Source organism: Salmonella sp. SAL00670 (assembly GCF_046552235.1).
GTDB lineage: Bacteria > Pseudomonadota > Gammaproteobacteria > Enterobacterales > Enterobacteriaceae > Salmonella > Salmonella enterica.
This window is the reverse complement of the sequence record NZ_JBGDUO010000003.1, coordinates 451,449-475,566: the sequence shown is the minus strand read 5'-3', so window position 1 is coordinate 475,566 and position 24,118 is coordinate 451,449. Positions and strand designations below refer to the sequence as shown.

The 24,118-nt window shown below is 50.1% G+C and carries 18 protein-coding genes and 1 pseudogene; 15 read left to right on the top strand and 4 right to left on the bottom strand.

All coding sequences use genetic code 11. The features are described from left to right. Positions 1-57: 57 nt before the first annotated feature. Complete coding sequence (locus ACLJRS_RS13400; RefSeq protein ID WP_000062035.1) at positions 58-594, bottom strand: fimbrial protein; 537 nt, start codon at positions 592-594, stop codon at positions 58-60. Positions 595-1,257: 663 nt separating this feature from the next. Between ACLJRS_RS13400 and ACLJRS_RS13395 the strand changes: the two genes are divergently transcribed. The 9 genes and pseudogenes from ACLJRS_RS13395 (at position 1,258) to ACLJRS_RS13355 (ending at position 8,019) form a co-directional block, all read left to right on the top strand. Beyond that, complete coding sequence (locus tag ACLJRS_RS13395) at positions 1,258-1,992, top strand: transcriptional regulator (RefSeq protein WP_001005859.1); 735 nt, start codon at positions 1,258-1,260, stop codon at positions 1,990-1,992. After that, positions 1,965-2,265, top strand: a pseudogene (locus tag ACLJRS_RS13390) (hypothetical protein). Before ACLJRS_RS13395 ends, ACLJRS_RS13390 begins: the two are co-directional and overlap by 28 nt. A gap of 510 nt (positions 2,266-2,775) precedes the next feature. Continuing rightward, the gene (locus ACLJRS_RS13385) at positions 2,776-4,350 is read left to right on the top strand and encodes an EAL domain-containing protein (RefSeq protein ID WP_000868304.1); all 1,575 of its coding nucleotides are present in this window, start codon (positions 2,776-2,778) and stop codon (positions 4,348-4,350) included. Positions 4,351-4,449: 99 nt separating this feature from the next. Next, positions 4,450-5,193, top strand: a complete 744-nt coding sequence (locus ACLJRS_RS13380; protein ID WP_000081377.1) for a transcriptional regulator — start codon at positions 4,450-4,452, stop codon at positions 5,191-5,193. After that, on the top strand, positions 5,166-5,654 hold the full coding sequence (locus ACLJRS_RS13375; protein WP_000545415.1) for a hypothetical protein: 489 nt from the start codon (positions 5,166-5,168) through the stop codon (positions 5,652-5,654). Before ACLJRS_RS13380 ends, ACLJRS_RS13375 begins: the two co-directional genes overlap by 28 nt. 403 nt (positions 5,655-6,057) lie before the next feature. Beyond that, complete coding sequence (locus ACLJRS_RS13370; RefSeq protein ID WP_000830239.1) at positions 6,058-6,582, top strand: Ail/Lom family outer membrane beta-barrel protein; 525 nt, start codon at positions 6,058-6,060, stop codon at positions 6,580-6,582. Between the two features lie 143 nt (positions 6,583-6,725). After that, the gene (locus ACLJRS_RS13365; protein ID WP_000610827.1) at positions 6,726-7,367 is read left to right on the top strand and encodes a helix-turn-helix transcriptional regulator; all 642 of its coding nucleotides are present in this window, start codon (positions 6,726-6,728) and stop codon (positions 7,365-7,367) included. A 10-nt stretch (positions 7,368-7,377) separates the two neighbouring features. Beyond that, positions 7,378-7,602: a hypothetical protein gene (locus ACLJRS_RS13360; protein WP_000737128.1), complete on the top strand. Its 225-nt coding sequence runs from the start codon at positions 7,378-7,380 to the stop codon at positions 7,600-7,602. Between the two features lie 57 nt (positions 7,603-7,659). Then, the gene (locus ACLJRS_RS13355) at positions 7,660-8,019 is read left to right on the top strand and encodes a DUF4156 domain-containing protein (protein WP_000722978.1); all 360 of its coding nucleotides are present in this window, start codon (positions 7,660-7,662) and stop codon (positions 8,017-8,019) included. A gap of 69 nt (positions 8,020-8,088) precedes the next feature. On the opposite strand, the gene mdsC is transcribed toward ACLJRS_RS13355, so the two are convergent. Genes mdsC through mdsA form a run of 3 tightly spaced genes read right to left on the bottom strand, consistent with a single transcriptional unit; the run spans position 8,089 to position 13,953 of the window. Next, a complete protein-coding gene (mdsC, locus tag ACLJRS_RS13350) occupies positions 8,089-9,546 on the bottom strand; it encodes a multidrug efflux transporter outer membrane subunit MdsC (protein WP_001672617.1) in 1,458 nt (485 codons plus the stop codon). A gap of 16 nt (positions 9,547-9,562) precedes the next feature. Continuing rightward, positions 9,563-12,730 carry a multidrug efflux RND transporter permease subunit MdsB gene (mdsB, locus tag ACLJRS_RS13345; protein ID WP_000673151.1) on the bottom strand — a complete coding sequence of 1,056 codons (3,168 nt, stop codon included), beginning with the start codon at positions 12,728-12,730 and terminating at the stop codon, positions 9,563-9,565. After that, the gene (gene mdsA / locus ACLJRS_RS13340) at positions 12,727-13,953 is read right to left on the bottom strand and encodes a multidrug efflux RND transporter periplasmic adaptor subunit MdsA (RefSeq protein ID WP_001254839.1); all 1,227 of its coding nucleotides are present in this window, start codon (positions 13,951-13,953) and stop codon (positions 12,727-12,729) included. The genes mdsB and mdsA overlap by 4 nt, the downstream gene beginning before the upstream one ends. 276 nt (positions 13,954-14,229) lie before the next feature. On the opposite strand from mdsA, the gene golT reads away from it, so the two are divergent. From golT to ACLJRS_RS13310, 6 genes are all read left to right on the top strand, one after another. Continuing rightward, a complete protein-coding gene (golT, locus tag ACLJRS_RS13335; protein ID WP_000083298.1) occupies positions 14,230-16,518 on the top strand; it encodes a gold/copper-translocating P-type ATPase GolT in 2,289 nt (762 codons plus the stop codon). A gap of 11 nt (positions 16,519-16,529) precedes the next feature. Next, a complete protein-coding gene (golS, locus tag ACLJRS_RS13330; RefSeq protein WP_001020586.1) occupies positions 16,530-16,994 on the top strand; it encodes an Au(I) sensor transcriptional regulator GolS in 465 nt (154 codons plus the stop codon). Positions 16,995-17,071: 77 nt separating this feature from the next. Further along, a complete protein-coding gene (gene golB / locus ACLJRS_RS13325; protein WP_001159470.1) occupies positions 17,072-17,266 on the top strand; it encodes a gold resistance metallochaperone GolB in 195 nt (64 codons plus the stop codon). Between the two features lie 292 nt (positions 17,267-17,558). Continuing rightward, a complete protein-coding gene (locus tag ACLJRS_RS13320) occupies positions 17,559-18,812 on the top strand; it encodes an MFS transporter (RefSeq protein WP_000288509.1) in 1,254 nt (417 codons plus the stop codon). A 188-nt stretch (positions 18,813-19,000) separates the two neighbouring features. Then, positions 19,001-20,959, top strand: a complete 1,959-nt coding sequence (locus ACLJRS_RS13315; protein WP_000910361.1) for a site-specific DNA-methyltransferase — start codon at positions 19,001-19,003, stop codon at positions 20,957-20,959. Positions 20,960-20,968: 9 nt separating this feature from the next. After that, positions 20,969-23,941, top strand: a complete 2,973-nt coding sequence (locus ACLJRS_RS13310; RefSeq protein WP_077906472.1) for a type III restriction-modification system endonuclease — start codon at positions 20,969-20,971, stop codon at positions 23,939-23,941. Positions 23,942-24,118 lie beyond the last annotated feature (177 nt).

Below are 24,118 nucleotides of genomic sequence, written 5' to 3'. Positions count from 1 at the left end.
ACAACTCCCTGGCGATTGAAAATGGTCTGGCGTTTCAACGCCAGACCATAGCGACAATTATTTATACGAAACGGCGTATTGTAGGGTGGCAGCGACTGTCCCAGCCTCTGCTTTCCCGGTAGAGTAATACCGCGCGGTATAAGTCGCGCTCGCTTCAGAAGCATTTGGTTCCAGCTGTAGGTCGCCGTCGCCAGTAAAGCCGCCGGTCAGATTGATTGGCTCCCCTGAAGTGTCGAGTAATTGGACTTCAACATTTTTTGCGCTGCCAGTATTACCCAGGTTACCGTTACTGGTGACCTGATTACCGACAAAGACAGTGGAAATTTTTGTTGTTTTGTCCTGAGAGCCGGTACACCCGGACAGCCCAATATCAAACGTTATTGGCCCCGCGGTTTTCCCTTGTTCTGATAAATCTTTAGTACTTACTGTTGGTAATAACACGACGGGTTTAGCCTGATTACCATTAATCACGACAGAGCACGTTTCATCAGAGACTTCCCCTTGAAAGGTGATGGTGTTATCAGAAACAGCCATCGCGCTGCTGGAGACAAGAAGTGAGCCTGTGATCATTGCTAAATATTTTTTCATAGACATATGATAATGTTCCTGTATTAATCTTTACTTTTTCAGGACGAGTGCAATTCGCCCGAATGTTTCGTGCTTATGGAGGAGTGGTAAAAATAACGATCATTAACTCTATTTTTGGATGTGAGCTATACCCTCCTGACTATTGATAATGCGATATAAAACAAACAGACTTATTTCTCTTATCATGAAATAGAGCGATAAGCGCTTTCGTCCATACATCTCATTAGTACAACTGATAGTGTTATCATTTGATTGAGTGTAATCCGATAACAATTCTCTCCGCGTCTGAATAGATAGACTATGTTGCAATACAAACCTGCACATTTTTGCTATGTAAAATCCGTATCAGTTAAACCTCCCGATGGATAATACGATGGTGAGATTAAGGTAAATTTTCTGAAATGTGCTTCTGAAACAGTATAATTAGTCTTACTTTTTTCTTACTTTTGGCCTTTCAGAAGTTTCCTGAGTTTGCGTTAAGGTAAAGAAAAGTGTTCAGATTTACCTATAACTGTTTGATTTGTAATGTGCAGGTAATACTTGTGTCAATTATTGTTTACTATAAGTGAGACTTATAAGTTAAACTCAGGTTAATTAGGGGGCTGAATTCTTTTTTGAGCATGATAATATGTCGTCTGAATGATGGATGCAGTTACCTTTAGGATTGTCATGAATGAAAGCATATTTTTACTTGATAAGCGTGTTGTATTTGATAGTACGAAGATGACCTTATCGCATGGTAATGAGATAATCAGAATATCAGAAGCTGAGACCCATCTGCTTCTTGCTTTTTGGCATGGTCTTTACAAAAAAGAAGATATTATTCATTTTGTTTGGGAAAATCGTGGAGGCTGCGTCTCAGAATCAAGTTACTATAAACTCATTAATCAAATGAGAAATGATTTTAGTAGCATCGGTCTACAGCCATCTGATATCGTAACTCGCCCTCGGGTGGGGGTGTCGCTGTCTGTTGCCATTGAACCTATAAAAAAAATCACCTCCCTAAAGGTGAGTGATGAAAACGTTAAAGGCACCCTGACTCGGGAGAACATATTTTACAAAATTAAACGTCACAGCGTATTTGTGGTATTAACAGGAGCCATTCTTCTGGCATTGCTCTATGGTGTATTTACTATATATAAAGCGCCTGTTCGTAACAGCCCTGATAGTTTTTTTACATATCTTGGTGAATATAACGATTATGCAATCTATAAAACAAAAGAGGATAAGGTCACATTAAGTGAAGTAGTTTTTGCTTTTAACTCTCTAAAAATTAAAATTTACCGGCAAAATGGACGCCATCTTTATTATATCAGGGAGCCTAATATGAATATTTTTCTGCAATGCTTAAATCCTGTTGAAATGGCGGTGCCAAAATGTATTACAGTAAAAGAACGTTACTGATTATATTTGTAATATTTATCGCCATTGTCGCAATCGGATCGATAATAGCGCTTGAGTGGGTAAATCGTGACTCTTATAGAACCAATAATCTTATATGCACGACAAAATCAGAAGCGTATATTGAACCACGAAAATTGTACATGGATGGTGGACTTGTGCTGGATCTTAAATCCGGCAGGATTACCCTACACTACGATGTTACTACCGATACGAAAGAGAAGCGGCTTTTTTTTCGTGACATCTGCATCAGCAAACTGCGCAGAACGGGTATGAAAACATTTACTTTTAAAGTCAATTCAGTTAAGACCTTTGAGTCTGATACTGCTGGCGATTTATTTTCCTGGTTGAGGTTGTTACAACCCGGTACGATTAATGAGTTAAGGATGGTCAAAATTGGGAAAAATACCTACATGTTTTCGCTTAATCGACATTTGTATAATGTGTGTACCACCAGTAGTAACGTTGAGTTGTAGCCAATAATCCCTGTATTGATGGGAATTCGTTCCGTGATTTATGCCTCATCAGGCAGCGAACCTGGCATCAGACTAACATATTGAATGCGTCTGTATTTTAGATATCTGCTATCGCTTATTTTAACGATAGTATCCTGCACCTGTTGGGTATTGATATTTTCTTGTCTATTTTCGGCACAGAGAGTGCCATCTTGCTATCATTAAGAACGTATAACCTATCTCTCAATATTGCTTTTCTATATTAATGTTACTTTAGTTATCCTATAAAAGCGTACAGTGGCAAAAGGAAGGGCGGTAAGAGGGCAATGATTTGAAAGTAAGAAAGCTATTTCTGATGTTGTTTATTGCTGTTCCACTGATCGTAATGATATTGGTGGGGTTACTCGCGGGTATCTCCCAGCTAAAACGAGATATCGCCGTCAGCGCCAATACGCTGCTGCGGTTTAGCGCGGATATATCCGCCGCCTCCTGGCAAGTCGCCGGAAAAGCCGCCAGACTGGCTGAGAGTTCCTGCACTGATACGCTGAAAGAACTGTCCAGAACGCGGGCCTTCACTCCTTATGTACGTGACATTGGGTTTCTGGAAAATGGTGATATCACTTGCTCCTTTGTCACAGGAACCGAACGCTATCATTTTTCCCGGCTGGCAGGGCTTTCTTTACCTGCTTCTTATCCGGAACGGTGGTTGCGATCTATCGGTAGTATGGCCGAAGGACCCGATCGCCTTGTTGTGGTTTATGTGAAAAAAGTAGCAGCGAATAAAGCGGCCTTCGTCATTGTGGATTCGCAGTATGTCCAGGAGCTCATAGAGATATTGGCAGCAGAGAGAGCATCAGCCTTTAGCCTGACATTCGGCGCAGGGGAGGCGATTACCAGCGCTGCGACGTTGCGCGGTAAGGCGTTTTTAACGCAGCGCTTCACCTCAACCGATCACACTATCCAGCTGATGGTGCGAACCCCTTTCTCAACGTTATCGGCATACTGGTTACAAAACCTTTTTATTTTTGTTCCGCTGTCATTGTGTCTTTCTGTAGGGATGATGTTGTTCTACAGGCGCTGGTATTTAAAACGTTTATCTCTGGCCCGGGAGATTGCCAGGGGAATAACGCACAATGAGTTTACGGTACATTATCAGCCTGTTTTTAATGTTAAACACGCTAGTTGCGGCGGCGTGGAGGCGCTAATGCGCTGGCCGCAACCGGATGGCCGTTTTATAACCCCGGATATTTTTATTACCGCCGCAGAAAATGAAGGCATGATTATTCCTCTCTCTCGTCATCTGTTCGAACTGATTGCTCATGACGTGATAAACTGGACTGTACCGGATGATTTCTATATCAGCGTAAATATATCGCCTGCGCATCTTATGGATGACGGTTTTATACAAGATATAGAGGCGCTCAGGACTCGTTTGGGAACGATAACGCTTATGTTGGAGCTCACCGAGCGTAGCCTGATTGTAGAACCTTCACAGGTCGCAGAAAAACTTTCAACGCTCCGTGAAAAAGGCGTGTTAATAGCGATTGATGATTTTGGGACCGGCTATTGCTCACTCTCCTATCTCCAACAATTACCTGTAGACTCTCTTAAAATAGACAGAACGTTTATCGATACCATTGATACCAGCAGCAATGATGTTCCTGTCCTGGATACTATCATTACGCTGAGTCAGCGACTGGGGCTCAATGTGGTTGCCGAAGGGGTCAGTACCCAGCACCAATTGCGTTACATCTTAAGCCACGGGGTAGGATTCGTTCAGGGATTTCTTTATGCCAGGCCGATGGGGGCTAATGACTTTATGAGCTGGCTTGGCAAGTCGGCCCAGAGGCAAAATGGTTTGCTCAAGGGGGAAAACGAATCTGCGAGTGGCCTGGTGGCTGAATAATACAGGAGCTCGCTACGGAAAAAAATTCAATAGCACGATATATCCTGGTAATATGTTTATGCCGTGAAGAAACGTGATAGCACTGGGGCGGATATTTTTATGAGTCAGAACAATTATCTGATTGACAAAAGGGTTATTCTTGATTGTGAACGAATGACGCTTTCCTGCGCCGGAGAGTCGATAACGATATCTGAATCGGAACGCAGTTTGCTTATCGCTTTTTATGAAGGCCTTTTTAAAAAAGATGATTTAATTAACTATGTCTGGGGGCGCAAAGGTGTCGTGGTCTCTGATGCCAGTTATTATAAACTGATTAACCAGCTACGAGGATCATTTGATAAAATTGGTCTTAAGGGGGCGTCTGTTGTGACTCGCCCTCGCGTGGGTGTTTTACTCTCCGTTTCCATTGAACCGTTGAGTGATGAGGCGCAAAATACGCCGTTGCCTGCTGTTGCTGAAACAGAAGTATCGACGGTTGAAGTGCGGCACGATGACACTATTATTACCCCAATACCGGGCGCTGTGAATAAAAAAGATTGGCTCTACTTTTGCCTGGCCGCGCTTCTGATGTTTTTTATGATGTATAAAGTTAAGGGTGAAAATATTGATTATTTTACCCTCCAGGGTTCGTATGATGGATACACTTTTTATAGTGTCGGGCATGATAAAACCCATCTGACGGATATCGTTGAAGCGTACTCTGAGATGAGTAATGAAATACATAAACAAAACGGAAAAATCATTTATTACATTCGCGTTCCTAATACAAATATTTTTGTCCAGTGTCTTAACCAACTTGATATAGCGGAGCCGAAATGCATTTCCATAAAAGAACGTTATTAAGCGTGGCGACGCTTGGTATGCTGGCTGTTTCAGTCGTACTGATGGTAGTTTGGGTACGAAACAGTAACCATAGTTCTATTAATACTAATGAATTTTTATGTACGACAAGAACGGTAACGACGATACAACCTAAAGATATCCATGCCGATGGCAATCTTGTTCTTGATTTTAAGATGAAGAGAATTACGCTTCAATATGAAATAAAAACAAAAGATAACGGTGTAAAAATATTATACCGGGACGTATATATGAAAAATTTACATCGAACAGCGCCTGGTGTTTATACGTTCGAAGTATCCCAGGTAAAAGTCTTTGCCACGGACACGGCTGGCGATCTGTTATCATATTTACGGGTTCTGCATCCGGAAGCGGCTAATGAGATTCGAATATCTAAAGTGGGTGAGAAAACCTTTTTTTATTCTCTTAATCGGCAGCTTTATAACGTTTGTACCGCGCAGTAGATCTGAATGTTGTCTGAATGCGTCAGAAAGCGAGTTGCGAAATTGCCCTCCGCAAGGGTAAAGGTTAACTCGAACACCAGTTAAATAACATTAAAAACAATGAGTTATGGGTTTTTTTTACTCTTCATGGCGGTAACTGATACTCGCTGATAACCTCTCGCAGCCCGCCTGACGGATGCGATGCCAGGATCGGGTCTGAAGCAACTATGAATCCGCTATTAATAAAAAAGTAAGAACTCTGTAAGACTGATTTCATATCCATTATCGAATATATCAGGGTATATTACCTCCGCAGTTGGCATGACTGGTAATAAGCGCATTAGGTGCTCTTAATCTAAATGCTATTTGTGTGCCATAAGTTCCGGTACCGCCTTAATTATATATCAAAAATGGAGTGGTTTTAATGAAAAGACGGTCTTCGTTCCTTGTTTTTTTAGGTTTATTATTAGCGTCACCTTTAGCTTTGGCTAACGATCAGCACACCGTATCGTTTGGTTATGCACAAACTCATCTCAGTTCATTGAAAAATAGCGATAGCAAAGATCTGCGAGGCTTTAATTTTAAATATCGTTACGAGTTCAATGAGACCTGGGGGATGTTAGGATCATTCACCGCGACGCGCAATGAAATGGAGAACTACACCTGGAAAGAGGGGAAATTGCATAAAAATGGTTCCGATTCTGTAGACTATGGTTCTTTGATGTTTGGACCAACATATCGTTTTAATGACTATGTGAGCCTGTACGGCAATGCGGGTATAGCGACGATGAAATTTAATAAACACTCAAAAGAAGAGTCCTTTGCCTACGGCGCTGGCGTAATATTTAATCCAGTTAAGAGTATATCTATCGATGCATCATGGGAAGCCAGTCGTTTCTTTGCTGTGGATACCAATACATTTGGTGTCAGCGTAGGTTATCGCTTCTGACATTAAAATTATAAGCGTTACGTTTATGGCAAGGAATTAAAAATAATATGGCGCTGCTACAGAATAGGGATGGTTATGAGCGCTCAGGTAATCTTAAGAGGAAGATAAAACACTCACCGTAGCGTTATTCTATTGATGAAATTATGATAAATTCACTATCGGAACAACTTCCGTTAAAAACGATAGGTATAGTTTTAACGGATGATTATTATACTTATTTAGGCATCGCTTCACTCTTTGAGGATGGGAAGTGCTTTATGTTCCCACTCAATGGAGAATATAATTCGTGTCAGATATCAGCTAGCGAAGATATCATAATTATTATTGATGGACGAGTTTTGATTCAGGGGGTCTGGAAAGGTTTTAAGGCGCTCATGCAGCATTATCCACATGCTCGTCGAATCTGGCTCACGCGCAGAGATATTGGAAAACTTTATCCACATGGCTGCGATAGAGATCCTGATATCGATCCCGATTTGGCAAAGCCTGTTTTTATTGAGCATTTCATTAAATACGCTTGTGCAAACGAAGTAGCGGTCGGTGAACTTGCGCCGTTGACAAAAAAGGAGGAGGAGTTGTTATGGCACTTTTTATATAAAAAGTCGATGAGTCAGATCGCCAGTAGCTATGGCATGAGTCGTAAGACTTTGTACATTCATAGATTGCGTATCTGTCGTAAATATGGCTTCAAACGCTTTTTCCATTTGCTATTTATTTACCAAAGAAGTCGCCATATCTTCGCATCTAAAATTTGCCGTGTAGACAAAAACGCCGATCAGGCTTGAAGCAAAAAAGATGAAAAAGTTAACGATGAGAGAGTGTGAAAGCATCAATCCTACTATGCTGCTTGCCATTAAGATACTTATCTCGGCGCTTGACGAAAAAACAAAAATAAGCCTCAGAGAGCATATTGAAAAAACTGAACAAGAAATAGCCTCAAGCATACATGATAGCATTATGACAGAGACTTTTCTTCAGCAAATGAAAGACATTCGTTACATCTTAAATATAGTTCCTTGACGGCGTTCAGAAGCAAGAACGCGTTATTATTTAATGATTAATAGACCAGGTATTAGTATGAAAAAGATCTTAGTATGTTTCGTCGGCTTGGCTTTAACCGCATGTAGCGCTAATTCGTTGAATTATGGCGCTGAACAGGTACGGGTGATGACCAGCGAGCCAGGTAAGGAATGCAGCTACTTAGGGGATATCACGGGCAGCCAGGGGAATTTCTTTACCGGTGGCTGGACTTCCAACAGTAACCTGGAAACGGGTGCCCGTAACGATCTGAAAAACAAAGCTTATAAAATGGGCGGAAATACGGTAGTCCTGTTAACCCAGCGTGCAGGCCAGACAGGAAGTTCATGGCACGGTTCGGGCTCAAGCAAACAAACGAATGTCACGTTAAGCGGGAACGTTTATCGTTGCCCTCGTTAACCTTATTTTGCAGGTAATATATGCCTGTTTAGCGCGCGCGCCGCACTGGCGACGCGCGCGCTATTTGGGCTAACCTTGCTTTTTCTCACTGTATTCCCGCCAACCGCCGCCTAATGCTTTATACAGGTTAATGATATTTAACTGTTGCATGAGACGTGTGCGTACCAGGCGCTGTTGTGCGCCATAAAGCATACGATGGGTATCAAGCAGCGTAAGGTAGTCATCGACGCCTTCCTGAAAACGGAGTCCGGCCAGCTCATAGGCGATTTGACTGGCTTCAACCGCGCGTTGTTCTGATTGCACCTGGTCATTCAGCGTACGCTGTCCCGCCAGACCATCCGCCACGTCGCGAAAGGCTTGCTGAATAACGTTTTCATACCTGGCGATTTCAATCTGTTTTTGGACATGCGCCCTATCCAGGTCAGCGCGTAATGCGCCGCCGTGAAAGAGAGGCAAGGTGATTTGCGGTAGAAAACGCCAGCTTCCCGATCCCGGTTCAAAGAGTCCGCTAAGAGACGCGCTGGCCGTTCCCGCCGTGCCTGTCAGGCTGATTGTCGGGAAGAAGGCGGCGCGCGCTGCGCCTATTCGGGCGTTTGCGCCACGCAGTCTGTACTCGGCGGCGCGAATATCCGGGCGGCGTACCAGCAGATCTGACGGTAATCCGCCTGGCAATGTGGTCGGGATCGCGCCTTCCGTAAGCGTGACCGCTTCGTTTAGTCGACGCGACAGTTCAGGCGTGAGCGGCTGGCCCAACAGCAATTCCAGCGCGTTACGATCCCGCGCCAACTGTCGCGTATACGCCGCGCGATTGATTTCCGCAGAACGCAGCGCGATCTCCGCCATACGCAGATCGAGCTGTGTGGCGTTACCTGTCCGGGCAAGCTGGGTCGTCAATGTGTATGAACTTTTTTGCGCGGCCAGCGTATCCTCGGTTAAGCGCAGCAGCTCCCGGTCAGCCCGTAGCGTCAGCCAGGCGCTGGCGACTTCGGAAACCAGGCTCATTCGCGCCGCAATGTACGTCTCATCAAGCGCCATATAGGCGGCTAATGCCTGGTCGCTAAGGCTTCGCACTCGCCCCCAGAGATCCAGTTCCCAGGCCGTCGTCGCCCCAGCCGCCTCGTAGCGTCGGTTAATCTCAGACTCGTCCATGACGCTGAGATCGGCGGGAGTGCGACTGGCGTCCATGGCGGTGGCGATGCCGAGCGTCGGCAGCATCTCCGCGCGCTGAATGCGGTATAACGCCCGGGCGGCTTCAACATTGAGCCCTGCCTTGCGTAAATCCCGATTATTGCGTAACGCGATCGCGATCAGTTCCTGTAGAAGCGGATCGTGGAAGAAATCACGCCAGCCAATGTCAGCGGCATCCGGCGCGCCAGAAACGGTTGACGTTGCGTAGGGATAGACCATCGCAGTCGGCGATGCGGGGCGTTCGTGCTTCGGCGCCATCGTACAGCCAGCAAGCGTGGTGACGAAAGCAAGCGTCGCCAGCGTGGCGGTCTGCCGATAGCCTGTAAAAGTGATCTTCATTATGCCATTCCCATCATTATGCTTGCTGATCATGTGAATCAACGCGGTTCTCACGCTTTAATGCCATCCTGCGAACCACCACGTAAAATACAGGCGTCAATAACAGGCCGAAGAGCGTGACGCCCAACATGCCGGCAAACACGGCGATGCCCATCGCATGTCGCATTTCCGCGCCGGCACCCGTCGCGAGTACCAGTGGTACTACACCTGCGATAAAGGCGAATGAGGTCATCAGGATAGGACGCAGACGCAGGCGGGACGCTTCCAGTACGGCGGTCAGCGGGTCTGCGCCGTCGTGTTCTTTGGCGCGGGCAAACTCGACAATCAAAATGGCGTTCTTGGCCGCCAGGCCGACCAGCACCACGAAACCAATCTGCGTAAAGATATTGTTATCTCCGCCAGATACCCACACGCCGACAATGGCTGAGAGTAATGACATAGGCGCAATAAGCAGGACGGCGAAGGGCAGCGACCAACTGTTGTACTGCGCCGCCAGGATCAGGAAGGCCAGCAGCACCGCCAGCGCAAAGATAGCAAGCGCAGAGTTGCCGGCCTGTTTTTCCTGATAAACCAGATCGGTCCATTCGAAGACCATCCCTTCCGGTAACGTTTCACGCACGATCTTTTCAATCGCGTCCGTCGCCTGTCCGGAGGAGAAGCCCGGAGCCGGTCCACCGCTAATATCTACCGAGGGGAAGCCGTTGTAATGGATGATTCTGTCCGGCCCCGACTGGCGCATAATCGTGACGAAAGCGCTAAGCGGGATCATCTCGCCCTTCGCATTGCGGACTTTAAGCAGGCCGATATCCTCTTGCTGCATACGGAATGGCGCATCGGCCTGCGCCATCACCCGCCAGGCACGGCCAAATCGGTTGAAATCGTTGACGTAAAGCGAGCCGAGGTTAATTTGCAACGTTTCAAAGATGTCGGTGAGCGATACCCCCATTGATTTCGCCTTTACCCGGTCGATATCCACCTGTAATTGCGGGGCGTTTGTCTGGAAACTGGCCAGCATATTGGCCAGTTCGGGCGTCTGCATCGCCTTAGACATAATCTCGCTTTGCACCTTTGTCATCGCTTCAAATCCCAGTTCCGCACGATCTTCAATCTGCAATTTAAAGCCGCCCGTCGCGCCAAGCCCTGGAACCGGCGGTGGCGGGAAGATGCCAATAAATCCGTCGGGAATGTGGCTAAATTTGTGCATTAGCTTTCCGGCGATAGCGTTAGCGGAAAGCGAAGGATCTTCACGCTCGTCAAAGGGTTTCAGCATGGCGAACATCAGCGCCGAATTTGGCACATTTACCGGGCCGTTAACCGACAGACCGGGGAAGACGACGACGCTTTCAACGCCGGGTTCCGCCAGCGCGATAGCGGACATCTGTTTCACGACCGCCTCTGTGCGATCCAACGATGCGCCGCTTGGGAGCTGGGCGATGCCGACGAGATAGTATTTATCCTGCGCAGGCACAAACCCGTTCGGCACCTGATGGAAGCCAAGCCAGGTCAGCCCCACAAAGCCAGCATAGAGCACCATCACAATGACGCTGCCGCGCACGGCCCGACGGACGGCGCTAACATAGCGGTTCGACGCGCTGTCGAAGAAACGGTTAAAGCGATGGAAAAAACCGCCAGTGACCGTGCCCATCAACCGCGTTAGCCAGTCAGCCTTCGCAGTATCGTGGTGCGGTCTTAGCAAAATGGCAGCCAGCGCAGGGGAGAGCGTCAGCGAGTTAATGGCCGAAAGGATGGTCGAAATAGCGATGGTCAACGCGAACTGACGATAAAACTCACCCTGCAGGCCCGCCAGGAATGCGGAAGGGATAAAGACCGCCGTTAGCACCGAGGTAATAGAAAGAATGGGACCAGTGACTTCATCCATCGCCTTCTTTGCCGCCTCTCCGGGACTTTTGCCCTGCGAGATATGCCGTTCCACGTTTTCGACCACAACGATGGCGTCATCGACAACGATACCTATCGACAGGACCAAACCAAACAGCGAAAGCGTATTCAGCGAAAAGCCAAACAGGTGCATCAAGGCAAAGGTGCCGACCAGCGAAACGGGAACCGCCACCAGAGGAATAATGGACGCCCGCCAGGTTTGCAGGAACAGCACCACGACAAGGACGACCAGCACGAGGGCTTCCAGCAACGTAATCGCCACCGATTGTAGCGATGCGCGCACGAAGACCGTAGGATCATAGGCAATCCGGTATTCGATATCCTGCGGGAAGTTTTGCTGCAACTCATCCATTTTGCCGCGAATCGCGTTAGAAACGTCAATCGCATTGGCGCCCGGACTTTGAATAATCTGTAACGCTGGCGCCGCTTCGCCATTCAGTAAACTGCGCAGCGTATAGGCATCTGCGCCCAGCGTGACGCGGGCGACATCACGCAGACGCGTCACCTCGCCGTCAGCGCCGATTTTTACCACAATCTCGCCGAACTGTTCTTCGCTGGTCAGGCGGCCCAGCGTGTTTACCGTCATCTGAAAAGCGGCGGAGGCCTCCGGCTGTTGCCCGACGGAACCGGCGGCGACCTGTACGTTTTGTTCCCGCAACGCCGTAACGATATCACTGGCGGTAAGACCGCGGTTGGCGATTTTCGCCGGGTCCAGCCAGACGCGCATGGCGTACTCGCCCGCGCCCCAGACGAGAACATCGCCGACGCCGGGTAAACGGGCCAGTTCGTCGCGAACCTGCCGGATGGCGAAGTTAGACAGGTAAAGCGAGTCATAGCGTTTTTGCGGCGAGACAAGATGAACCACCATCAACATATCGGGGGACGTTTTCTCCGTTACAACGCCAATTCGCTGGACTTCTTCGGGCAGGCGAGGCAGCGCGCGGGATACCCGGTTTTGCACCTGAATTTGCGCCATATCAGGATCGGTTCCCTGTTCGAAGGCGATAGAGATAACCATGCGACCATCAATGGCCATCTGGGTATTCATATACAACATGCCGTCAACGCCGTTGATCACCTGTTCCAGCGGCGCGGCTACCGTATCGGCAATCACTTGCGGGTTAGCGCCGGGGTAGCTGGCGCTAACCTGTACCGTGGGCGGCGTAACGGCCGGATATTCACTCAGCGGCAGTTTTAAAAAGGCGATAGCGCCAGCCAGCAGCATTAACAGCGACAGGACGATGGCGAAGATGGGCCGTGCGATGAAAAAGTGGGTGAATTTCATTGGTGCACCGCCTTCGACGCGCTGTCGCCGTCCGCTTTAGTCAATGTCGCGGTCTGTTTCTCGGGCATATTCTGCCGCATCGGCACCAGACGCGGCGCAACGGTCATGCCAGGACGCACCAGCCCCTTGAGGATGATTTTTTCTCCCGGCTGTACTCCCTGTGTAACGACGCGGAGTCCATCGACCATTTGTCCCAGCTCAACCGGACGATACTCCACCTGATTCTCCTTGCCGACGATCAGCACATAGTTTTTGCCCTGATCGGCGCTCACCGCCAGATCGTCAATCAGCACGGTTTCCCGCGGCTCGCCGATGGGCAAACTGATTCGGGCAAACAGGCCGGGAGAAAGCATTCCGTCGGGGTCAGGAATCACGGCGCGTGCCCGGATAGTGCCGGTGCTGCGGTTCATCTGATTGCCCATAAAGTCGAGTACGCCCTGATAAGGCAGCCCGTTATCGGTGGTTAACCCCATGTTGACTACCGGTGGATTTTTGTCGGAGCGGGTATGCCGTAACGCCTTCAGCCAGGTGGCTTCGTCAATATCGAAATACACATACATGGGATTGTGAGACACGATAGTCGTCAGAAGCGTGGCGTTACCCGCTACGCCGCCGCTGACCAGATTGCCCCGGGTCACCAGTATGCGGTCAACGCGTCCGGCAATGGGCGCGGTAATACGGGTCCAGGAGAGTTCAAGGCGCGCTGCGGCGACGGCGGCTTTGGCCGATTGCATCTGCGCCTGTCGCGCATTACGCGTGGCGGTGACATCGTCAGCGTTTTTACGTGATACGGCGCCGCTGGCGACCAGTCGTTGAATGCGATCGAAATCCGCCTGCGCCTGGCGGGCCAGTACTTCAGCCTGACGTAATTGCGCGACGGCGGTGTCGAGGGCGACCTCGAACGGGCGCGGATCGATCTGGAACAGCAGTTGTCCGCGGCTTACCAGACGTCCTTCCGGAACGCTGACGGCGTCAAGAGTTCCTCCCACGCGCGAACGCAGCTCCACGGTCTCCGGCGCGGCCAGAAAACCGGTGAATTCCGCCGTAGGCGCGAGTGTACGGCTAAGGGCTTTAGCAACCGGTACCGACGGTGGAGGCGGCGCGCTGGCCGGTGGTCCGACGGCGTTGTCTTTATCCCATAGTGCTTCGCCGGCCATGTAAATCACGCCCCCGCCGGCGGCGATGACGCCGGCTATCAACATAATTTTGAATGTTCTACGCATGTCGTTTCCCTCTTTACCGCAGCGTGTCGGCCATTCCGCAACGCTGCCGCAGAATTTTTGGCAAAGGCTAGGCGTTACAACGAAGGAAAGGTCAAGCGTTCCTGACGGGTTTTTACGGGGCGTGGGTCGGCATCGTGGCGTAAATGTCTCGCATCATCCTCTTTTATGAGCCATCTCACATTCTCGCCGAACCGTGCAGCCTGAATACGCTTGACCTTCCCACAATGGCAAGCTTTAGGCTTTCTGATACCGAATAGTCAGGATGGGGAACTCGTCATGAGTCAGTCAGAAAATCGTCACGACACGATAAGCTTGCTTATTGAAGGTATGACCTGCGCGTCGTGCGTCGCTCGCGTTGAAAAAGGTATTAAGGCTGTGCCTGGCGTAACGGACGCTACGGTGAATCTGGCGACGGAGCGCGCCACCGTTCGCGGGACGGCGTTGGCGGAGGCGGTGATCGCGGCGATTGAAAAAACGGGGTATGAGGCGCGACCGATAGAGACGGCGGGGCAGGGCGAAGACGACTCTGAAGAGAAAAAAGAGGCCGAGCGCGTCAGGCTGAAGCGCGATCTGATTCTCGCCAGCGTGCTGGCGCTCCCCGTTTTTGTGCTTGAAATGGGCTCGCACCTTATTCCTGGTATGCACGAGTGGGTGATAAAAACGATTGGCCTGCAACAAAGCTGGTACTGGCAATTTGCACTGACCCTGTTGGTGCTGATGATCCCCGGTCGCCGTTTTTACCTTAAAGGGTTCCCGGCGCTGGCGCGTCTGGCGCCGGACATGAACTCGCTGGTCGCCGTGGGAACCGCAGCGGCGTTCGGCTACTCGCTGGTGGCGACCTTTACGCCCGACCTGTTGCCTGAAGGGACGGTAAACGTCTATTACGAGGCCGCCGCAGTGATTGTCGCGCTTATTCTGCTGGGGCGCTTTCTGGAGGCAAGGGCGAAGGGGCGGACTTCCGAAGCGATTAAACGTCTGGTGGGGCTACAGGCGCGGGTCGCGCATGTGTTACGCGAGGGCCGCATCGTGGATATCCCTGTCGACGAGGTTGTGCTGGGCGACTGTGTGGAGGTTCGGCCAGGCGAGCGGATCCCGGTTGACGGCGAAGTGACCGAAGGCCGCAGCTTCGTTGACGAGTCGATGATTACCGGCGAACCGATACCGGTTGAGAAATCCGCAGGAAGCGCGGTGGTGGGCGGTACCGTCAACCAAAAAGGCGCGCTCACGCTGCGGGCGACCGCCGTCGGCGGACAGACCATGCTGGCGCAAATCATTCGTCTGGTGGAACAGGCGCAGGGTTCAAAACTGCCGATTCAGGCCGTCGTGGATAAAGTGACGCTGTGGTTTGTCCCAATGGTAATGCTTATTGCTGCGCTGACCTTTGTGGTATGGCTGGCGTTTGGGCCGTCGCCTGCGCTGACTTTCGCTCTGATCAATGGTGTTGCGGTTCTGATTATCGCCTGTCCTTGCGCGATGGGCCTGGCGACGCCGACCTCCATTATGGTGGGAACCGGTCGTGGGGCGGAAATGGGCGTGCTGTTCCGTAAGGGGGAGGCGTTACAGCTACTCAAAGACGCTAAGGTGGTGGCCGTAGACAAAACCGGGACGCTTACCGAAGGCCGCCCGGTACTGACCGATCTCGACGTGGCCAGCGGCTTTGAGCGCCGTGAGGTGCTGGCGAAAGTCGCGGCGGTAGAATCGCGTTCAGAGCATCCGATTGCCCGTGCGATTGTCGTGTCGGCAGAAGAGGAAGGGATCGCGCTACCAGGCATGAACGGCTTCGAATCGGTGACCGGGATGGGCGTATACGCTACCGTTGACGGTACGCGTGTTGACGTGGGGGCCGATCGCTATATGCGCGAAATTGGCGTGGATATTAGCGGCTTCGCCACCACCGCCGAACGGTTAGGGCAGGAAGGGAAATCGCCGCTCTATGCGGCTATTGACGGTCAACTGGCGGCGATTATCGCCGTGGCCGATCCGATCAAACCCAGTACGCCCGCCGCAATTAACGCTTTACATCAGCTCGGGATTAAGGTCGCCATGATCACTGGCGATAATGCCCGGACAGCACAGGCTATCGCCAGACAGTTAGGAATTGATGACGTGGTTGCCGAGGTATTGCCAGAAGGGAAAGTCGAGGCGATACGGCGCCTGAAAGCGGCGTATGGGCAGGTGGCGTTTGTCGGCGATGGCATCAACGATGCGCCAGCGCTGGCGGAGTCCGACGTGGGGCTGGCGATTGGCACCGGCACCGATGTGGCGGTGGAATCCGCCGACGTCGTACTAATGTCCGGCAACCTGCAAGGCGTGCCGAATGCTATCGCGCTGTCTAAAGCGACCATCCGCAATATCCACCAGAATCTGTTCTGGGCCTTTGCTTACAATACGGCGCTGATTCCTGTCGCGGCAGGCGCGCTATTTCCGGTCTGGGGCATATTATTGTCCCCGGTATTCGCCGCAGGGGCGATGGCGATGTCGAGCGTGTTCGTGCTGGGCAACGCTTTGCGGCTGCGCCGTTTCCGGGCGCCGATGGCAACCCCATCCGACACATCCACGACATGAGGAGGAGCGTCATGAACATCGGTAAAGCAGCTAAAGCATCGAAAGTCTCGGCCAAAATGATTCGCTACTATGAACAGATTGGTCTGATTCCCGCGGCAAGTCGGACGGATTCCGGCTATCGGGCCTATACCCAGGCTGATGTTAATCAATTGCATTTTATACGCCGCGCGCGCGACCTCGGTTTTTCAGTTGCTGAAATCAGCGACTTACTGAATCTTTGGAATAACCAGTCGCGGCAAAGCGCTGACGTCAAACGCCTGGCGCAGACGCACATTGATGAACTGGACAGACGCATCCAGAGCATGCAGCACATGGCGCAAACCCTCAAAGCGCTGATTCACTGCTGCGCTGGCGACGCGCTGCCAGATTGCCCCATTCTGCATACGCTTGGACAACCTGACGATAGCGAGCCGGAGGCGCGTACCGGAGCGGTATTGCGCCGTCCTCGTCGCCACGGACTGGCAAAGCGTCTGTAAGTCCTGAGATTACGCTTGACCTTCCAACACTGGCAAGGCCCAGACTGGCAACAGTTCCCACACAAAAGGAGTTCACTATGCAGTTCCATATTGATGACATGACCTGCGGCGGCTGCGCCAGTACGGTAAAAAAGACGATTCTGACTCTCGATGCTAATGCGACGGTGAGAACCGACCCGGCGACGCGTCTGGTTGACGTTGAAACGTCGCTATCCGCGGAGCAGATTGCCGCCGCCCTGCAAAAGGCCGGTTTCCCGCCGCGCGAGAGGTAATCGTCAATGGCGATCGGTCTGGCGACAGGCCGGTCGCGATACGCTAGCCACGCTTCGCTTTCCTTTGCATGAGATAATCCCCATAAAAAGTGTGACAAATCATGTGTCAGTAAGCTTTGTTAATAATATGTAATGATTTGTCTATTTTTGCTAACATTTTACCTGCTATATACAAAAAGATAACAAATAAGTAGCGCAACGCTACCTTGTTACGTCGCTTTGACGACGGGAGCGCTCCAGCGTTTCGCCCGCTTCAAAGCTTGATGTTATTTTTTGATGCAGGACACTACCTATGTACACCCCCCTGAACTGGACGACGACACAACGACATGTGGCGTTTGCCAGCTTTACCAGTTGGATGCTGGATGCGTTTGATTTCTTTATCCTTGTCTTTGTACTTAGCGATCTCGCCGAATGGTTTCACGCTTCCGTATCGGACGTTTCCATTGCGATTATGCTGACCCTGGCGGTACGTCCCATTGGCGCGCTGCTATTTGGCCGAATGGCGGAAAAGTACGGACGTCGACCGATACTGATGCTCAATATTCTGTTTTTTACGGTGTTTGAACTGCTTTCCGCCTGGTCGCCCACCTTCATGGCATTTCTGATTTTTCGGGTCATGTACGGCGTGGCGATGGGCGGGATATGGGGCGTCGCGTCATCACTGGCGATGGAAACCATTCCCGATCGTTCGCGTGGCCTGATGTCGGGCATTTTTCAGGCGGGCTATCCCTGCGGCTATCTGTTCGCCTCGGTTATTTTTGGCCTCTTCTACAGTATGGTAGGCTGGCGCGGTATGTTCCTGATTGGCGCCCTGCCTGTTGTCTTGCTGCCTTATATCTGGTTTAAAGTGCCGGAATCCCCCGTCTGGCTGGCGGCCAGCGCGCGTAAAGAGAATACCGCGCTGCTTCCTGTTCTGCGCAAACAGTGGAAGTTGTGTCTGTATCTGGTGCTGGTCATGGCGTTCTTTAACTTTTTCAGTCACGGCACGCAGGATCTCTATCCTACCTTCCTGAAGATGCAGCATGGTTTTGATCCGCATCTGATCAGTATCATTGCGATTTTTTATAACATTGCCGCGATGCTCGGCGGTATTTTCTACGGTACGCTATCGGAACGTATTGGGCGTAAAAAAGCGATCATGATCGCCGCCTTTCTTGCGCTTCCGGTACTCCCGCTATGGGCATTTTCCAGCGGATCATTCACGATTGGCCTGGGCGCGTTCCTGATGCAGTTTATGGTGCAGGGCGCCTGGGGTGTCGTGCCGACCTGGCTGAACGAGCTGGTTCCGGCGAATGCGCGCGCCGTGCTGCCAGGGTTTGTTTACCAACTGGGTAATTTACTGGCGTCGGTTAATGCGACGTTACAGGCCCGCATCGCGGAAACGCATGGTGGCAATTACGGGTTGGCAATGGCGATCGTGGCTGGCGCGGTGGCTATTTTAATCTGTGTATTTGTGGCATTTGGTCGCGAGACCCGGGGAGTCGTCATCTCCGGTACAGATAGCGACGCCCTCCCGGAGTCGGCCATCAGTCATCGCACGTAAACACTACGCTCCTGGCGCATACTGTCGCCGGGAGCGCTCCTTCCTCCTGTGGTTTTTACGCCCTTTCAACGAACAACAAAGGTTAATGATGGCATCTGCCGTTCGTGACCATTACAATCATCGCTTACTTTTTTCTTTATAAGAAATTGATTGCTGCACCTTAAAATTATCAACGGAGCGAAGATATCATGTTGAAAGATAACCAAAAACACAACGAGTCTGTTGCCCCGAATAGCGCCTTTCTGTCTGAGTTACAACGTGCATTACCGGAATTTTTTACCGCCGATCGCTATAACGAGCAGGGCGAACTGATCGCGAAAGGCGGATTTGATCTCGCCAAATTTGAGCGCGCGCTGAAAGCGCGTAATATTGATGAGCTGACTAGCGGTTATCAGATTGATTTTATTGGTAAAGATTACGCAAAAAAACAGGCAGGTGAAAAATCCGTTACCGTTATCGTTCCTGACGTGGAACACAATACTCTGGCAGAAAATAAAAACAGCCATAATCTTTTTCTGACCGGGGATAATCTGGATGTGTTACGCCATCTGCAAAATAATTACGCCGATACCGTCGATATGATCTATATCGATCCCCCTTATAACACCGGATCGGACGGGTTTGTCTATCCCGATCATTTTGAATATAGCGATCGGGCGTTGCAGGATATGTTTGGTCTTAATGATACTGAACTGGCACGTTTAAAATCCATTCAGGGTAAATCGACGCACTCCGCGTGGTTATCTTTCATGTATCCGCGTCTTTTCCTGGCCAGGAAACTCCTGAAAGATACCGGATTTATTTTTATCTCTATCGACGATAATGAGTACGCCAATCTTAAATTAATGATGGATGAGATTTTTGGCGAAGGCGGATTTGTCACCAATGTGATGTGGAAGCGCAAAAAAGAGATTTCTAACGACTCTGATAACGTTTCCATCCAGGGGGAATACATTCTTGTTTATGCCAAAACCGGTCAGGGCGCTTTACGTTTAGAACCGCTTTCTAAAGAGTATATTCAGAAATCCTATAAAGAACCGACCGAACAGTTTCCAGAAGGGAAATGGCGGCCGGTGCCGTTAACGGTGTCAAAAGGGCTGAGCGGCGGCGGCTATACCTATAAAATTACCACGCCGAACGGTACGGTACACGAAAGACTATGGGCTTATCCTGAAGCCAGTTACCAAAAACTGGTGGCCGATAATCTGGTCTATTTTGGCAAAGATAACGGCGGTATTCCCCAGCGAGTCATGTACGCGCATCACAGTAAAGGGCAGCCAACGACCAATTACTGGGATAACGTAGCGTCGAATAAAGAGGGGAAAAAGGAGATTCTGGATCTCTTCGGCGACAACGTTTTTGATACGCCGAAACCGACCGCATTATTGAAGAAAATCATCAAGCTCGCTATCGATAAAGACGGCGTCGTTCTGGACTTTTTTGCCGGTTCCGGTACTACGGCCCATGCGGTGATGGCGCTGAATGAAGAAGATGGGGGGCAGCGCACGTTTATTCTGTGTACTATCGATCAGGCATTAAGCAATAACACTATCGCGAAAAAAGCAGGTTATAACACTATTGATGAAATCAGCCGCGAGCGAATTACACGCGTTGCGGCGAAGATCCGCGCCAACAATCCCGCGACCAATAGCGATCTCGGTTTTAAACATTATCGTTTTGCCACTCCGACACAGCAGACGCTGGACGATCTGGATAGCTTCGATATTGCTACCGGCCATTTTATCAATACCAGCGGTCAACTGGCCGCTTTCACCGAGTCAGGATTTACCGACATGATCAATCCTTTTTCCGCCAGAGGATTGGGCGTGCCGGGCGGCGCAAGCGGCGAAGAGACCTTATTAACGACATGGCTGGTCGCCGATGGTTATAAAATGGATATTGACGTACAGGCCATTGATTTTTCCGGCTATTGCGCCAGGTATGTTGATAATACGCGCCTGTATCTGATTGATGAACGATGGGGAACAGAGCAGACCCGCGATCTTCTCAACCACATTGGTACGCACCAGCTTCCGGTTCAGACCATTGTCATTTACGGCTACTCTTTCGACCTTGAATCCATTCGTGAACTGGAAATCGGCTTAAAACAGCTTGATCAAAAAGTGAACCTGGTGAAGCGTTATTAAGAGGGGATGATGATGAATATTTTACTGGAAGAACTTCCCCATCAGGAACAGGCGTTAGCGGCGATTCTGGCGAGTTTCACCGGTATCGATCACGCGCAGGCCGATCATAATCACTATGCTAATCCGCTGATTAAGGAACGTTACGACGATAAGGCCAATATTGACGTTAAAATGGAGACCGGGACGGGCAAAACCTATGTCTATACCCGGTTGATGTATGAACTGCATCAGAAGTATGGCCTCTTCAAATTTGTGCTGGTGGTGCCGACGCCAGCCATTAAAGAAGGCGCGCGGAACTTTATCACCAGCGATTACGCCAGACAGCATTTTTCACAGTTCTACGAAAATACGCGGATGGAACTTTGCACCATCAACGCCGGTGATTTTAAAGTAAAGTCGGGGCGTAAAAATTTTCCGGCCCAGTTATTAAGTTTTACTGATGCCAGCCGTCGTGATAGCCATACGATTCAGGTTTTGCTGATCAATGCGCAAATGCTCAATTCCGCCAGTATGACGCGAGACGATTACGATCAAACGCTCCTGGGCGGGCTGACGTCGCCTGTTAAAGGGCTGCAAATGACGCGACCGGTGGTCATTATTGATGAACCGCATCGTTTTGCGCGAGATAACAAATTTTATCGAGCGATTCAGGCCATTCAGCCGCAAATGATCGTCCGCTTTGGCGCTACCTTCCCGGATATTGTCGAAGGTAAGGGTAAAAATAAATGTGTACGTAAAGATTACTATCGCCGGCAACCGCAGTTTGATCTCAACGCGGTGGACAGTTTTAACGATGGTTTGGTGAAAGGTATTGATATTTATTACCCGAATCTCCCCGAAGAACAGGCCAACAATCGTTATATCGTTGACAGCGTCACGGCAAAGAAATTAATCCTCCGACGGGGGAGCAAAATTGCCGAGGTTGGCGTGGGCGAAAATCTCGCCGATGTCGATGCAGGATTTGAAGGCAGTATCGAATATGCCGGCAGTAAAATGTTGTCGAACGATCTGGAGCTGGAGGCAGGGATGGCGCTGGTGCCAGGAACCTTTGGCGCGAGCTACCAGGAACTGATTATTCAGGACGCCATTGATAAGCATTTTGATACCGAGCAGGCAAATTTCTTACGCAGCAATGAGCCAGAAAATAATGCCCCGCGTATTAAGACCTTAAGCCTTTTCTTTATTGACAGTATTAAAAGCTATCGTGATGACGAAGGCTGGTTGAAAGTCACTTTTGAGCGTTTGCTGAAAAAGAAACTGACGCAACTGATTGACGATTATCAGCGCAAGACCCTGCCGCGAGAAGTGGAGTATCTGTCGTTTCTGCAGGCCACGCTCGCCAGCCTGCACTCGGATAACCAAAACGTCCACGCTGGTTACTTTGGCGAAGACCGCGGAAGCGGCGATGAGGCGATCCAGGCTGAGGTAGATGATATTCTGAAAAATAAAGAGAAGTTGCTCAGTTTTTCAGACCATCACGACAACTGGGAAACGCGCCGCTTTCTGTTTTCAAAATGGACGCTTCGCGAAGGCTGGGATAACCCGAATGTTTTTGTCATTGCTAAATTACGTTCTTCCGGTAGCGAGTCGAGCAAAATTCAGGAAGTGGGGCGCGGCCTGCGGCTACCGGTAGATGAAAACGGCCATCGCGTTCATCAGGAAGAGTGGCCGTCCCGACTGTCGTTTCTGATTGGTTATGATGAAAAAGCGTTTGCCAGTATGCTGGTTGATGAGATTAATCGCGACAGCAAAGTTCAGCTTAACGAGCAGAAACTGGATGAGGCGATGATCACACTCATCGTCACCGAGCGGCAAAAAGTCGATCCTGCGTTTACGGAGCTTCGTTTGCTGGAAGATCTGGATGATAAAAAACTGATCAACCGGAGTAATGAGTTTAAACCCAGCGTCACGCTTAACGGGGAAACCAAAAGTGGCTTTGCGTGGCTACTGGAGTTCTACCCTGAGCTGACGCAGGCGCGGGTGCGAGCGGATCGCATTCGTGACAATAAGCCCGCCTCCCGACTGCGAGTCAGGTTACGCAAAGAGAATTGGGAACAACTTAGCAGTATCTGGGAGCAGTTTTCCCGCCGTTATATGCTGCAATTCGAGCGTAGCGGCGCTTCTCTGGAACAGATTGCCGCCGAGGTGCTGCGCGATCCGTCGCTGTATATACGCCAGAAGCCAAGCCAGGTGCAACAACGGCTGGTATCGAATGAAGATAATGGCCGTTTTGAAGTGGCGCAGCGGGAAGGCGAATTAGCCGCCAGCGAATTTATGGCGGGCATGAAATATGGCCATTTTCTTAAGCAACTGGCGTTACGCACCAGTCTGCCGGTTAACGTCCTGCACCCGGTGTTAATGGCGATGCTGCGTGATGTTTTGCACGGAGATTCACGCTATTTAAGCGAGATCTCGTTGGACAATATGACCCGCGCATTACAGACGCGGATTAATGCGCATTTTGCGCAGCGCCACGATTATCTGCCTCTCGACTTCCAGGCTTCAACGTCGGTATTTGATTCCACGGCACGGCAGTTCAGAGAGGAGATTAGCGCTGAAATTGTGGGGAAAAATGTGGATGAGAATGCGATAGACGATCCTCGTTCTCTCTATCAAATACCGCCGTTGCGTTATGACAGCGTCGATCCAGAATTGCCGCTATTAAAATACGATTATCCGCAACAGGTTTCTGTGTTTGGCAAACTGCCTAAGCGGGCCATTCAGATCCCCAAATATACGGGGGGCTCTACTACGCCGGATTTTGTGTACCGTATTGAGCGTCAGGACGCCGACAGCGTTTATTTACTGGTTGAAACTAAAGCAGAAAATATGCGCGTAGGCGATCAGGTTATTCTTGATGCGCAACGTAAATTCTTCGATATGCTGCGTCGGCAAAATATTAATGTCGAGTTTGCGGAAGCGACCAGCGCGCCGGCGGTATTTTCTACGATCAATGGCTTGATTGAGGGGAAGGCAAACTAACGGGTTTGAATGGACCTTAACGGTTATCTTTTTGATAGACCATATAAAATGGCCGCCGCGCAGCGAGCGTTGCGGTCATTCTCCCTGTGCTAATCCCCCGTCCCGTAAACCGCGTTGACTTGAAGGTTATCGTTTTACGTCTATTCTTAACTTTCAGCTAAGCGTATTTTGCTGAAA

What these genes read in the sequence shown, in the direction of transcription:
- golS (WP_001020586.1), top strand. Translation starts at nt 16,530, where the DNA reads ATGAACATCGGTAAAGCAGCTAAAGCATCGAAAGTCTCGGCCAAAATG.
- ACLJRS_RS13360 (WP_000737128.1), top strand. Translation starts at nt 7,378, where the DNA reads ATGAAAAAGTTAACGATGAGAGAGTGTGAAAGCATCAATCCTACTATG.
- ACLJRS_RS13365 (WP_000610827.1), top strand. Translation starts at nt 6,726, where the DNA reads ATGATAAATTCACTATCGGAACAACTTCCGTTAAAAACGATAGGTATA.
- mdsB (WP_000673151.1), bottom strand. Translation starts at nt 12,730, where the DNA reads ATGAAATTCACCCACTTTTTCATCGCACGGCCCATCTTCGCCATCGTC.
- ACLJRS_RS13375 (WP_000545415.1), top strand. Translation starts at nt 5,166, where the DNA reads ATGCATTTCCATAAAAGAACGTTATTAAGCGTGGCGACGCTTGGTATG.
- golB (WP_001159470.1), top strand. Translation starts at nt 17,072, where the DNA reads ATGCAGTTCCATATTGATGACATGACCTGCGGCGGCTGCGCCAGTACG.
- ACLJRS_RS13370 (WP_000830239.1), top strand. Translation starts at nt 6,058, where the DNA reads ATGAAAAGACGGTCTTCGTTCCTTGTTTTTTTAGGTTTATTATTAGCG.
- ACLJRS_RS13395 (WP_001005859.1), top strand. Translation starts at nt 1,258, where the DNA reads ATGAATGAAAGCATATTTTTACTTGATAAGCGTGTTGTATTTGATAGT.
- mdsA (WP_001254839.1), bottom strand. Translation starts at nt 13,953, where the DNA reads ATGCGTAGAACATTCAAAATTATGTTGATAGCCGGCGTCATCGCCGCC.
- ACLJRS_RS13320 (WP_000288509.1), top strand. Translation starts at nt 17,559, where the DNA reads ATGTACACCCCCCTGAACTGGACGACGACACAACGACATGTGGCGTTT.
- ACLJRS_RS13400 (WP_000062035.1), bottom strand. Translation starts at nt 594, where the DNA reads ATGTCTATGAAAAAATATTTAGCAATGATCACAGGCTCACTTCTTGTC.
- ACLJRS_RS13355 (WP_000722978.1), top strand. Translation starts at nt 7,660, where the DNA reads ATGAAAAAGATCTTAGTATGTTTCGTCGGCTTGGCTTTAACCGCATGT.
- mdsC (WP_001672617.1), bottom strand. Translation starts at nt 9,546, where the DNA reads ATGAAGATCACTTTTACAGGCTATCGGCAGACCGCCACGCTGGCGACG.
- ACLJRS_RS13315 (WP_000910361.1), top strand. Translation starts at nt 19,001, where the DNA reads ATGTTGAAAGATAACCAAAAACACAACGAGTCTGTTGCCCCGAATAGC.
- golT (WP_000083298.1), top strand. Translation starts at nt 14,230, where the DNA reads ATGAGTCAGTCAGAAAATCGTCACGACACGATAAGCTTGCTTATTGAA.
- ACLJRS_RS13380 (WP_000081377.1), top strand. Translation starts at nt 4,450, where the DNA reads ATGAGTCAGAACAATTATCTGATTGACAAAAGGGTTATTCTTGATTGT.
- ACLJRS_RS13310 (WP_077906472.1), top strand. Translation starts at nt 20,969, where the DNA reads ATGATGAATATTTTACTGGAAGAACTTCCCCATCAGGAACAGGCGTTA.